Genomic DNA, 13439 nt, shown 5'->3' with positions numbered 1-13439 from the left:
ATATTTTTAACTTGTTCAAAAATTGATAACTGGTATAAATAAATCCTTCAATATTTTTGTGTAGTAAAAAGCATGCAAAGGGCACAGGTAATAGTGGTTAAGCTGGGAACGAGTGTACTCACTGGTGGAACCGATAAACTCGACAAAGCACACATGGTTGAATTAGTTCGCCAATGTTGTGAATTAAAAAAGCAAGGTCATCAAGTTGTGCTGGTATCAAGTGGCGCGGTGGCTGCTGGCCGAGAGCAACTATTAAAACCCTGCGGTCGTTCATTGATTGATAAACAGATGCTTGCCGCGATTGGTCAAGGTCAGCTTATCCACATTTGGCAAAGCTTATTTGCTTTATATGGCGTGAATGTAGGGCAAATGCTACTGACTCGCGCTGACGTTGATGACCGAGAACGCTACCTCAATGCCCGCGATACTTTAACTGCATTATTAAGTTATGACGTGGTGCCAATCATTAATGAAAATGATGCGGTCGCAACTGCTGAAATTAAAGTAGGTGATAACGACAACCTCTCAGCACTGGTCGCTATATTAGCTAATGCCGACAAATTATTATTACTAACCGACCAAGAAGGTTTATTTACCAGTGATCCACGTACTGATGTTAATGCGCAATTAATTGACGAAGTGGCACATATTGATGATGAGTTACGCCAGCTTGCTGGTGGCAGTGGAACTAGTCTAGGCACGGGTGGTATGGCAACGAAATTGCAAGCCGCTGATATCGCTCGTCGAGCCGGGGTGGAAGTGATCATAGCCAAAGGTGCTGGTAAAAATGTGATCCTTAATTGCATGAGCGAACAGTTACCAGGAACACGCTTTGTAAAGCTAACAGCGCCAAGAGATGGCCGTAAAAAATGGCTGTTAGCTGGACCTAAAAGTAGTGGCCAAATAGTGATTGATGATGGCGCAGTAAATGCTTTACAGCAACAAGGCGCTAGTTTATTAGCCAAAGGCGTACGCGGTGTGCGCGGGCAGTTTGAACGTGGCGATTTGATTGATTTAGTCACCAGTGATCAACAATTAGTGGCCCGTGGGTTAGTACGTTTTAGTAAAGCTGAAACCGACACTATTAAAGGTTGTCATTCAAGTGAAATTACAAAGTTGCTAGCTTTTGATTGCGGTAGTGAAGTGATCCATCGAGATGACTTGGTGTTGTTCTAAACTAATAATTTAGTAAAACTGTAAAGCTAACCTAAACTAAATGTTATGTATTTGTTTAGGTTGGTTTAGATGATAGCAAACCCTTGTGGACATGAATGGATTGTATTCTTAACGCAACAAACCGAAGAGCAGGCTTTAGATGCCGCGCTTATTACAGCTATTTCTGGCCTGTCTAAGCTCAAAGTATTTGCGCTATATATTAATAAACATTTCAATCCGCAACTTCATCCTACCTTATTGAATGTTGATAGCAAAATAGATCCGCTTAGATCCGATGAACTGATGCTTTTATTAGATAAAGTAAGCAAAAATAAAGTGCGTGTAAGCAGTGCATTTGAAAGTGTTACAATGTATGTGCCGATGTCTTATTTAGGCACTGTCATTGGCCTATTAATGGTTAAATCGAAAGACGAATTGCCCGAAGGCATTGGCGTGTTGGCACTACATATTTTAAATGTTTATGCTAATCAATTAGCCTTGATCCATAAATCACGATTAGACCCTTTAACAGAATTACTTAATCGGCAAACGTTTGATAAAAAAGTCATTGAAATACTCTCAGAAGAAGACTTTTTGGCCAAAGATGAGGCATTCGCAGTAAGTAAAAGTTGGTATTTAGCGATTGTCGATATTGATCACTTTAAACGGGTCAATGATAATTTTGGTCATGTAATTGGTGATGAAGTTATTTTATTAGTATCGCGATTACTGAAAAATAATTTTCGCTTGGAAGATTATGTATTTCGCTATGGCGGTGAGGAATTTGCCGTATTATTTCAAAGCTTCGATAAAGCAGCAGCTCGTGGTACGTTAAATCGATTACGAGCGAATATTGCTGAATATCCTTTTCCACAAATAGGTAATTTAACCGTCAGTGCGGGTTTTTTGGAACTTAGCCATGTTGATATGGTTGCATCTTTAGTACATAAAGCGGATTTAGCATTGTATGAATCGAAAAATAATGGGCGTAACCGAGTTACTGCTTATAGCGATCTAAACTTAGTGGATGATATTGCTAGTGATGATGGTATAGAGCTTTTTTGAATCTTTTGCAGTTGCTTTAACTGTGCTAAAATCTGTGCCCTTAAATTGTTGTAAACAGGGCCCCGTTGATGAAATTAGTTCGTTGGTTATTAGGTAGTTTGATCTTATTTTTTGATTTTGTTTTTACACCACGTAGTAAAAAACGTCCTGCGGGAGAGCAAGCTCAGCTTGATCAACTCACTGCACAATTTAAACTATATCAATTCAAAGCTTGCCCATTCTGCGTAAAAGTGCGCCGTGCAATTAAACGCGAAGGGTTAAAAGTTGAAACGCGCGACGCGAAAAGTAATGAACAGTATCGTCAAGAATTGCTCGAACAAGGCGGAAAAATAAAAGTACCGTGTCTACGTATCGAAAAAGATAACCAAGTCACTTGGTTATATGAATCAAACGATATCATTGCTTACTTAAATAAAGCTGCAGCTTAATATTCATTTTTCAAGCGCATTTGCTGTGTTAGCATTTAGCGCATATTTTATTGTCCATTGAAAGAGAACATAACCATGACAATTCGTACACGTGTTGCGCCGTCACCAACCGGTGACCCGCATCTTGGTACCGCTTATATCGCCTTATTTAATTACTGTTTTGCTAAGCAGCAAGGTGGCGAATTTGTACTTCGTATTGAAGACACAGACCAAGTACGTAGCACTTCAGAATCAGAACAAGCGATTATGGATAGTCTTCGTTGGTTAGGGCTTGAATGGGATCATGGTCCTGATGTCGGTGGTGAGTTTGGTCCTTATCGTCAATCAGAGCGTAGCGATTTATATAAAAAATATGCGCATCAGTTAGTTGATGATGGCAAAGCATTTTATTGTTTTGCAACTAGCGAAGAGCTGGACCAAATGCGTGAAGAGCAAATGGCTGAAGGCCTGCGTCCTAAATACGATGGCCGTGGTTTAAACCTTACGGATGACGAAATTAAAGCCAACTTAGCTGCCGGTAAGCCTTACGTTATACGTATGAATATTCCAAGCGAAGGTACCTTTAAATTTAACGATTACTTACGTGGTGAAATTGAGATCCCGTGGGAAAACGTTGATATGCAAGTGTTACTTAAAGCCGATGGTTTCCCAACTTACTTTTTAGCTAACGTGGTTGATGACCACCATATGGAAATTAGCCATATTTTCCGTGGTGAGGAGTGGATCAACTCTGCGCCTAAGCTGCTAAAATTATATGAAGATTTTGGTTGGCAAGCGCCGGTGCTTGGTCACTTACCACTATTACGTAATCCAGATAAGTCAAAGCTATCTAAGCGTAAAAATCCAACTTCTATTAATTACTATAAAGAAATGGGTTACTTACCTGAAGCGGTACTTAACTACCTTGGACGCATGGGCTGGTCAATGCCGGATGAGCGTGAAAAGTTCACGCTTGCTGAAATGATTGAACATTTTGATATGAAGCGTGTATCACTCGGTGGCCCAGTATTTGACGTTGATAAACTAAGCTGGTTAAACGGCATGTGGATCCGCGAAAACTTCAGCAACGAAGAGCTAATTCAGCGCTTTGTAGATTGGAAGTTTAATGGGGCAATGCTTGCTAAAGTATTACCAGAGGCGAAAGCCCGCATTAATACCCTATCAGATATGGTTGATTTAGCCGGTCATTTTGTCGGTGGCATTCCAACTTACGACCCTGCGTTACTGACCGCTGGTAAAGCCGATGAAGATGTAATTCGCCAAGCTTTACAGTTCTTTATCTGGGAGCTTGAGGGCTTACGAAGCTGGGAAAAATCAGCAATATTTGCTATAGCTAAAGCGGTGTCTACTTTCCATGAGCTGAAGATTAAAGACTTTTTAGAGCCGATATTTGTCGCTATTACTGGCAAAACGTCTTCAACATCAGTACTTGATGCAATGGAAATATTAGGCTCAGATCTATCGCGCGCACGTTTACGTGTAGCACTTGCGCATTTAGGTATCTCTAAAAAGCAAGCGAAGAATATTGAGCGTGCGTATCGCGAGTATCCTGCTGCATAGGTAAAGTAATCTAGCTAAGCTTGATGATCATTAAAAGCCGAACTTTATTAACGTGGAGTTCGGCTTTTTTGTGGAAAAATAATGGAGTATTGCCAACAAGCAAAGCTAGTGTGTGGACGATGAAATTATAACAGTTGGCTGTTCTCACGCAATTTGTTAGCTCAGCAGTGAAAAGTGGGGTATCGGTGGTTTATTTTTTCGAAAAAAAAGCCGTGTTTTAAATCAACACGGCTTTGTTGTTTTAATTTGCTTTGCCCTAGACTTTGAACTCATCTACAGACAAGCGTAACTCTTCGGCAAGTTTAGCGACCTCAGAGCTTGATATATTAGTCTGATTAGCTCCTTCAGCGGTTTGTTCAGCAATGGCTACGATAGACTCAAGGCGCTCGCTGATCTCTTGTGAGACTTGTTGTTGCTCTTGTGCTGCGGTCGATATTTCTTCACTCACATCATGTGCTAAAGCAACCGCTGAGGTGATTGAATCCAGTGCTGCGTTGGCTAGGTCTGATTGTTCAACACAAGAATCAGCTTGTTGCTTGCCTTTAGACATTGCAGTTACGGCTGCTTCAGCGCCTGTTTGCAATGATTCGATCATGGCTTGAATTTCTTGAGTCGAGGCTTGTGTTTTACTAGCCAATGAACGAACCTCATCAGCAACAACGGCAAAACCACGACCTTGTTCACCGGCACGTGCTGCTTCAATAGCTGCATTAAGTGCTAGTAAGTTAGTTTGATCCGCGATACCACGAATAACATCAAGAATACTACCAATCGAGGCGCTATCTTGATGAAGCTTATTAATGACTAGTGAGGCTGATTCAACTTCACGAGCTAGCTGCTCAATGGTCGATTTATTCTGGCTAGAAATACCCTTAACTCGTTCAGCTTCTTTATCGGCATTTTTGATTTCTTTAAGTGCCTGTTGTGCGCTATTACTCACCGTTTGTGAGGTACTGCTCATTTCTGTTGTCGCTGTTGCCGCTTGTTCTACCTGTGCTTGTTGATTACGAATTGCTTGGCTTGATTCACCGGTAATAGCAGACGTTTCTTCTGAGGCCGCAGCAAGTTGTGTGGAACGAGATATAATGCCTTTGATCAAGCTGCGTAAGCTGGCGATAAGTGTATTACAACTACGCGATAGCTCACCAAATTCATCTTTAGCCGTATCATCAAGACGTTGTGTCATATCGCCACTAGCAACAATATCAAGAATGCGGTTAACTTCTGCAAGTGGTTTAGTAATGCGATTAACTGTTATATAAGCCACTATTATAGCTAGTAAGGTAGCACTTATCATACCAACCCAAGTCCATAAGTTGGCTGAGTCGACGTCGATCCTAACTTCTTTTTGTAATTCAAAAGCAACATTACTCGCTTGAGCGACTAATTCGTTGAGTTGTTTTAATGCAGTTGCCGTAGCTTGCTCTGCCTCAGTAAGTTCCGTTTCAGTCATTGCGATCACATCAATTAAACGCTTTTTATTAGCTGAAATACTATTGTTGCCGAGAATGTTATCGCGAATAGGGACAAAGTAGTTGTTTAGATCGTTGTATAAACCCGGCTCAGCGGCTTCAACAACCGGTTTGAGTAGCTTTAAACTACGCTCAATTTCTTCTAAATAATAAAGCTGCTCATTTTTGACGATATCTAAGGTATTTTGGGTTTTAACTGTCAGCATGTCAGTGCTGTTAGTCACCAAAGATAAAAAGTTATTTTCTAATTTATTAGCTGCTTGATAGGCTCTGCTATCACTGCTTTCTAAACCATCAATATCGATAATATCCAAAACCACAGAGTTAGCATCTTCTGCAGCAAGCTCAATAGTTTCTAACTGTGCTCGTAATGATTTATTGAGTTCTAATTGAGTTTTTTTATCTTTTAATAAATCTTCTACTAATTTAATAAAACTTTTGTAAGTTCGTTCCACGCTTTGACTACTTTGATTTAGTTGAGCATTGTCACTGACAACTTGTCGTAATTGCGAGTAAGATTTATCAAAGCGTTGTTTTTGTTCGAACACTGATTTTTCAATTGGCGCAAGCTCTGCAGCTGAAGTGGTATAAAAGCTTGCTTGGGCAGCTTTACTCATTAAGATAAACTCAACCTGAAGTTCAGAACTTTGTTCCAGTGCAGGCAATGATAATTGATTTACTTGCTGCGCTGAATTATTAATATTTGCGATTCTGAACAGTGAATTACCCCCAATTAAAAGAAGTAATAAGGTGATACAAATAAAACCACCCCAAATACGCTGGCTGACAGTTAAGTTCATATAAAAATTCCATAAAGAGAGTAGCAATTAGACTTTATCGGCTTTATTGCGGATAAGTTAAGTAATTAAATTTAATTACTTTTAACATTTATAACTTTAAATCTAACAGAAGATGAGTTTTTTTTCAGGTTATTTAGATAGAATTAGCTGAATTAATGCTGAATAATTGTTTGTTTTTTAATTCTAGCAAGGTCATAGCTCCACCCCACACACAACCAGTGTCTAAAGCGTAGATATTTTCATGATCGGTTACACCTTCAAGAGCAGCCCAATGACCAAAAACAATATGTTGTTTAAAAGTTGTAAATTTTGGGTGCTTGAACCAAGGGATCATTGCAGTAGCGTTAGCAATACCACCTTTATAGCTTAACTCTAATTGTTCATCAAGGGTTAAAAATCGCATTCGAGTAAAGTAATTTACAATATAACGAAACCGCTCAAAGTCATTGAGTTGTTCACTCCAAAGGCTAGGATGCTGCTCATACATATGTTTGAAAAAATCGCGCGCATTCTCACCTTGATAGCAGGATTCAGCAAATTGTGCATGTTGTAGAGCCTGTTCAATTGACCATGCAGGGTTGAGGCCGGCGTGGCTAATAAATACCTGTTCTTTTTCAAGCCATAAAGCAAGTGGTTGCTGCTGTAACATGGCTATATAAGCAGGTAGCTTTGTGGAATCAAGCAGGGCGGTGAGCTTGTCTTTAGGATTAGCGGGTTTATCTAACATGTAATTGGCAATCAGGTGTAAGTCGTGATTACCCAAGGTAACGGTGATGCTATCTTGATGTGTATATATATAATCTAGGCAGGCAAGTGAGTCGGGGCCGCGGGCGACAATATCGCCCACTAAATAAAGGTGATCTTTGCTTGGGTTGAAGTCAACTTGCAGCAACAAAGCTTGAAATTCTTTATAACAACCTTGTAGATCACCTATCGCATAATTTGCCATTATTTAACCTAAATTCGGGAGAATAAATCTATCTCCTGTGGCTATTTTCAACGCTAACTGCGTTGAATCTACTTGCAATAGGCCAGCTATTGACGCGTAAATTCGCCTTGTTATCTCTGAAAATCTCCGACAGGACAGCTTAAAGGCTAGTTATATCATTAAATCAATGCGTTAATAAATATCTTAACCCGATTTCAGGTTATTTAATGTAAAATATTAGGCAGTGATAAACGAAAAACATTAATAGGTGCATCAAACTCTGTACCGAACTCATTCTTCAAGGTGTAATAACCTTGCATCGTTCCTACGGGAGTATCTAGCACTGCACCACTGGTATATTTATAGCTTTCACCAGGACCAATAGTTGGTTTTTCACCGACTACGCCTTCACCTTGTACTTCGATTTCTTTACCATTTGCATCAGTGATCAACCAATAGCGGCTAATTAACTTTGCGCTGCATAGACTGTGATTTTTAATGGTAACGGAATAAGCAAATACATATTTATCAAGTTCAGGTTGTGATTGACCCTCAACATAAAATGTTTCTACCGATACTTTGATGGGTGAGCCCAAATTACTGCTTGTTGTCATAAATCCAATTAGCTATATCAATAAATTGTTGTAACGAAAGGCTTTCAGCACGCAACGTGATATCTATACCAATGCTAGTTAATTCATCTGCGGTGAGTAAATTAGCTAAGCTGTTGCGCAGTGTTTTGCGGCGCTGATTAAAGGCCTCTAAACACACAGTGTTAAGAATTTTAGTACTTTTTGCTGTACGTTGCTCTGGCTTTTTCGGTATTAAACGAATAACGGCAGAATCAACTTTCGGTGCTGGTTTAAAACACTCTGGTGGTACTTCGATGACAGGCATTGCATTACAGTAATACTGTGTCATTACACTCAAGCGACCAAATGTTTTACTACCAGGTCCTGCTACCATGCGTTTTACCACTTCTTTTTGTAGCATAAAATGCATATGCTCAATGTTGTCGGCAAACTCGAATAAATGGAACAGTAACGGTGTTGAAATATTGTACGGTAAATTACCAAACACTTTTAGTTTGTTGCGGTCAGCTTTGATCAAACTTGAAAAATCAAATTTCATTGCATCACCTTGATGCACAGTAAGCTTAGGCCCTAAAAAAGGATGCTCAGTTAAGCGCTGGGCTAAATCTTTATCTAGCTCAACAACCGTTAAGTGGCCACTTAGCTCACTTACCGGTTCAGTGATAGCACCTAGACCAGGACCGATTTCAACTAAATTATCTTCAGGTTTAGGATCAATCGCGGTGACGATTTTATCGATGATCATCTCATCACATAAAAAGTTTTGCCCAAAACGTTTGCGGGCGCGGTGTCCTAAATGTACTTTATCTGTCATTGATTTTGTGCTTTTTCATGGGCGAGCTTAATTGCTTCGCGGATCGCTAATTCAAAACTACCAACATCAGCATCACCAGTACCGGCTAAATCGAGCGCCGTACCGTGATCAACTGAGGTGCGTATAAACGGCAAACCAAGGGTGATATTAACCGATTTGCCAAAACCTTTGTATTTTAGCACAGGTAAACCTTGATCGTGATACATTGCCAGCACAGCATCAGCTTGTGATAGATATTTGTCTTGGAACAAGGTATCAGCAGGCAATGGCCCGATTAAATTCATACCTTCACTATTGAGCTGTTCAATGGTTGGGGTGATGGTGTCAATTTCTTCACGCCCTAAATGGCCATCTTCACCCGCATGAGGGTTAAGCCCACAGACTAAAATACGTGGTTTTTCGATACCAAATTTAGTTTGTAAATCATGGTTTAAAATACCCGCAACTTTACTTAAACGCTCACTTGTAATAGCACGTGATACATAAGCTAGTGGGATGTGCGTGGTCACTAATGCAACTCTTAAGCCTTCAGTAGCTAACAACATCACCACATCAGGGGTATTTGATTGCTGGGCAAAGTATTCGGTATGGCCGCTAAATGAAATGCCGGCTTTATTGATAATACCTTTATTAACAGGGCCAGTTACAACCGCAGCAAACGTACCATTCATATTTTTTTCGCACGCGATACGTAAAGTATCGAGTACGTATTGGCCGTTGGCATCATTTAATACACCCATTTCAACTTCGGCACCTAAATCAACTTGGTGCAGATAGACACTCCCTGCTGGAGCGATTGCTGCTGCTGCGTTTTCATCAAATGGAATTAAATTGATTGTTAAACCAAGCTGTTTGGCTCGCTGTTGTAATAACTGCTTATCAGCAATCACAACCAGCTGCGCAGGCCAATCATGCTGTGCAAGTTGCAACAGTAAATCTGGGCCGATCCCGGCAGGTTCGCCGGGAGTAATTGCAATACGTAGAATCATTGGTTATTCATCAATTGGGAAAATTTCAACATGGGCTTGCTCACGCATTTCTTGCTGCCAGTTAAAGCTTTCTTCTTTAAATTTACGATTAAAGAGCATGCCATGAGCACGGTTACGTTTAGCTAGTTCGGTTTTATCAGCAATGCGTTTGTCTAATAGCTGCACTATATGCCAACCAAATGTGGTTCTAAACGGGTCACTGATCTCATTTTTATCAAGTGATAGTAGGGCGTCTCTAAACTGTGGCACATAGGTTGTAGGATCTGTCCAATCGTACTCTCCACCTTTAAGTGCAGAGCCTGGATCTTCTGAATACTCTTTAGCAAGCTCACCAAAATCAGCTGTACCTGCGCGTAACTCTTTGGCAAAACCATTTAGCATATTGCGGGCTTTTTCTTCACTTAAGATAATTGACGGCTTGATTAGGATATGGCGAGAACGAACTTCAGTTGTTTCAACAACCTGGCGACCACGAATATCTTGCACTTTAATGATATGAAAACCAGCGCCAGAGCGAAGCGGGCCGATAATGGCATCTTTTTTAGTGCCTTTCACTGCTTCAGCAAATAATGACGGCATTTCATTGATACTCATATAACCTAGCTGACCACCTTCAAGAGCTTTTGAACCACTTGATGATGAAATAGCGATGCGTTTGAATTCTTTACCTTCTCGTAAAAATTCGATGACTTTATCGGCACGAGTTTTTGCGCTAGCAATTTCATCCGCAGTGGCATTATTTGGAATATCAATGAGGATATGACCAATGTCATACTCTTCCGTATTTTGACCTTGGCTTTCCATTATTTTTAAAAGGTTATCAACTTCTTGCGGGCTAATATAAATACGACGATCTACGTTTGCGCGCATCACTTGTTGAGTAGTAATTTCTTTACGAATTTCTTCACGATAAGACTGGAAACTCTCGCCTGACGCTTCAATCGTACGGCGCAAGTCTGCAATTGTTCCGCCTTGTTCTTTAGCCATACTAACCAAAGTTTGATCCAGTTGACTATCAGAGATTTCTAACCCCATACGCTCGGCTAATTGCATCATCAGCGCTTGATTTACTAAGCGCTCCATTGCTTGAATACGTAGCGTATCATCCGAAGGTAATTCTTGTCCTTGCTCTTTGGCTTGGGTTTTTACACGGTTAACTATGGTGTCAACTTCACTTTGTAAAATAACTCCTTGGTTTACAATACCAACCACCTTGTCTATTTCAACAGGGGCTGCGAAAGCGCTTTGGTATAAACCAAGCGTCAAAAATGCTGATGCTAATAATTTTTTTAAATTCATACTTTTTCTAATACTCTTGCTAATAGTACGGTAATACTAGTTATTAAGAAAATACGGTCTACGATAGCCAAAAATACCTTGTTGTAATAATTTTTGTGCATCATAACGGCTTTTACTACCTAACCCTTTTAAGACAATATTAAACCCAATGCTTGAATCAAAAGTGGCTTGTTCTTGGCCTATCGCTTGATTTAAATCAGTTGCGATTTGGCGACGACCGGTAATTTGAAAGGCCCAACAGCAGGATTCATATTGCAATCCGCTGAACACCTCGACACTACGACCGCTTTCTAAATCGCGATGATAGCTACTTACAAACTGCCATTGATCACTGAGCGGAATGCTAGTAAAAAAGCCAACTTGTTCGATTGTATTGCCTGAGACATCATTTGCATAGCGATGGTTCAATTGTACCAGCTGATTATCGTCACCTTTATAATCTAAAGTCACATTTGACTGGATAATCTGCTTTCCATCGGTGTCATACTGAATTCCGCCTGATAAATACCAGCGGCGGTGCCAATGTAACATGGTTTGTGCGGCAAACAAGGCATTATAGTTGGTATCTGAGTTTAACCCTTGTGATGTTGGCTTGGCAGAGTCACTTAAATAAAATATTTGACCAGCACTAAAATTAAACAATTCTTCGCTTTTATTATTAAATAAACGCGTGGTTGCACCTAATGTAAATTGATTCGCTGCGGCTATACGATCAACGCTTGAGAAGCGACTATCACGGAATAAACCAAAAAAATCATCTTGTAGTTTTGTCGTATCGTATAAACCTATATCGGATTGATCTTTATTTGGTGTATACAAATATTGCACTTGTGGCTCTAAGGTTTGAATCCCATCATCAGCGAAGATAGTGGTATCACGCTCAAAGTTTAATTGGCTGTATAAACGCACTTTAGGCAAAGTACGTGAAACTGATTTAGCATAATCGGTATTAGCTAAATCACCTTCTTGCTTATAGTTAGTGTGCAGTACGCTAAATTCAGATAAAAACGACCAAGCATGCTCTTGATAACCATAACTTACTTTGGGTTCGATGTGCACTCGAGTGGCTTTTTCTATGATTGCTGTATCATTAGTAAAGTGGCTCAGTTCACCGTCTAGGGTCAGTTCAATATCCTGAAAACTAAATGGTGCTGTTTGTGAAAAGCTAATTTGTGGCCATGCCGCATACGATTCAAGATGATCACCGAGCACTTCAAAGTTTTGTACTTTAATATCTGTACGCCAAGTATCACCTAAGTGTGATAACGAGCCAGTACGATACAGTTGGGTGTCAGTACGTGTTGCGTAATTAGAACCCAAATCAGTGAGATAGTTATCATCGCTGACGTTGGTTATATCAACATTTGCACGCCAGTTTTCGGCAAAATAACTTTGTTGTTGCCAGTGAAATAGAAAGCGCTCTTTGAGTTCTGGTTCGGAGTCGTCTTTGTCAAGGTATTCAAGTGCTACGAGACCTTCATTGATATCACTTAAATAACGAAACTCGGTTTGCAGCTGTAAGCCTTTTTTAGACATATAGCGAGGTGTAATCGTGGCATCAAAGTTTGGTGCAATATTCCAATAATATGGAGTAACAGTTTCTACGCCGTAGCGATCTGAACTGGAAATATTGGGTGTTAATAAGCCTGATTTTCTTCGATTATCAATTGGGAAAGTGAAATAGGGTAAATAAAGTACTGGCGTATCCATAATACGTAATACCATATCATGGGTTTCGCCCCAGCCTTCTTCACGGGATAATAAAATTTGTTCAGCTTGAATTGCCCACACGGGCGTATCGCTTGGACAGGTAGTAAAGCTTGCGTTCAGCAGATCTAAGCCAGACTTATTAATGGTGAGCTTTTCTGCACCGCCGTGTGCTTGTTGATCCGTCAGCTTATAATCGGCACCAAGTAGGCTGATTTCAGAACTATTTAAATCAGCATTAAGACCTGAGCTATTTACTTCACTGATAGTGTCACGGTAAGTAATAGGGCCAGTTGCATTAAGTAACCCACGCTGTTTGTCAATTAGCGCACTTTGTGCGGACAAACTCATAGTAAGGGTGTTAATATCAACATTACCGGTAAATTCTGCGCTTTGGGTGCCAAGCAGTTCAATATCATCTGAACGGATATCGATCATGCCTAAGTCAAGGCCAGCAAGCGGTTGCCAAGCTCTGGTTTGCATTGAATTGCCACAAAAGTTGTGTGTCAGTTCAGTTTCGGCGAACGATGGTGCGCTGATCACACTTAGCATCATCATGCCCCAGGTTTTGCTCATTTATTAACCTTAATATGCTGTCGTTGGATGTAAGAATGACATAATAAAGGAAA

11 protein-coding genes are annotated in these 13439 nt (G+C 40.2%); 4 read left to right on the top strand and 7 right to left on the bottom strand.

Annotated elements, in window-relative coordinates; all coding sequences use genetic code 11:
- Positions 1-72 precede the first annotated feature (72 nt).
- From proB to gltX, 4 genes are all read left to right on the top strand, one after another.
- Positions 73-1176 carry a glutamate 5-kinase gene (gene proB, locus H5154_RS01380; protein ID WP_145235430.1) on the top strand — a complete coding sequence of 368 codons (1104 nt, stop codon included), beginning with the start codon at positions 73-75 and terminating at the stop codon, positions 1174-1176.
- 69 nt (positions 1177-1245) lie between these two features.
- Entirely contained in the window at positions 1246-2220 is a 975-nt protein-coding gene (locus H5154_RS01375; protein WP_182717160.1) for a GGDEF domain-containing protein, read from the top strand.
- A 68-nt stretch (positions 2221-2288) separates the two neighbouring features.
- Positions 2289-2648, top strand: a complete 360-nt coding sequence (locus H5154_RS01370; protein ID WP_145235432.1) for a glutathione S-transferase N-terminal domain-containing protein — start codon at positions 2289-2291, stop codon at positions 2646-2648.
- Between the two features lie 75 nt (positions 2649-2723).
- On the top strand, positions 2724-4208 hold the full coding sequence (gltX, locus tag H5154_RS01365) for a glutamate--tRNA ligase (RefSeq protein ID WP_182717159.1): 1485 nt from the start codon (positions 2724-2726) through the stop codon (positions 4206-4208).
- Positions 4209-4464: 256 nt separating this feature from the next.
- On the opposite strand, the gene H5154_RS01360 is transcribed toward gltX, so the two are convergent.
- From H5154_RS01360 to lptD, 7 genes are all read right to left on the bottom strand, one after another.
- A complete protein-coding gene (locus tag H5154_RS01360) occupies positions 4465-6480 on the bottom strand; it encodes a methyl-accepting chemotaxis protein (RefSeq protein WP_182717158.1) in 2016 nt (671 codons plus the stop codon).
- 133 nt (positions 6481-6613) lie between these two features.
- Positions 6614-7429, bottom strand: a complete 816-nt coding sequence (locus tag H5154_RS01355; RefSeq protein WP_182717157.1) for a symmetrical bis(5'-nucleosyl)-tetraphosphatase — start codon at positions 7427-7429, stop codon at positions 6614-6616.
- Between the two features lie 203 nt (positions 7430-7632).
- Complete coding sequence (gene apaG, locus H5154_RS01350; protein ID WP_145235442.1) at positions 7633-8022, bottom strand: Co2+/Mg2+ efflux protein ApaG; 390 nt, start codon at positions 8020-8022, stop codon at positions 7633-7635.
- Positions 8006-8815, bottom strand: coding sequence for a 16S rRNA (adenine(1518)-N(6)/adenine(1519)-N(6))-dimethyltransferase RsmA (gene rsmA / locus H5154_RS01345; protein WP_145235444.1), 810 nt, complete (start codon positions 8813-8815; stop codon positions 8006-8008). The genes apaG and rsmA overlap by 17 nt, the downstream gene beginning before the upstream one ends.
- Positions 8812-9804: a 4-hydroxythreonine-4-phosphate dehydrogenase PdxA gene (gene pdxA / locus H5154_RS01340; protein ID WP_182717156.1), complete on the bottom strand. Its 993-nt coding sequence runs from the start codon at positions 9802-9804 to the stop codon at positions 8812-8814. The genes rsmA and pdxA overlap by 4 nt, the downstream gene beginning before the upstream one ends.
- 3 nt (positions 9805-9807) lie before the next feature.
- Positions 9808-11103, bottom strand: coding sequence for a peptidylprolyl isomerase SurA (gene surA, locus H5154_RS01335; RefSeq protein ID WP_149982092.1), 1296 nt, complete (start codon positions 11101-11103; stop codon positions 9808-9810).
- Between the two features lie 36 nt (positions 11104-11139).
- Positions 11140-13386, bottom strand: coding sequence for an LPS assembly protein LptD (gene lptD, locus H5154_RS01330; protein ID WP_182717155.1), 2247 nt, complete (start codon positions 13384-13386; stop codon positions 11140-11142).
- Positions 13387-13439 lie beyond the last annotated feature (53 nt).

The organism is Pseudoalteromonas sp. SR44-5 (assembly GCF_014163675.1).
GTDB lineage: Bacteria > Pseudomonadota > Gammaproteobacteria > Enterobacterales > Alteromonadaceae > Pseudoalteromonas > Pseudoalteromonas rhizosphaerae.
This window is presented reverse-complemented; position numbering and strand designations above follow the sequence as displayed.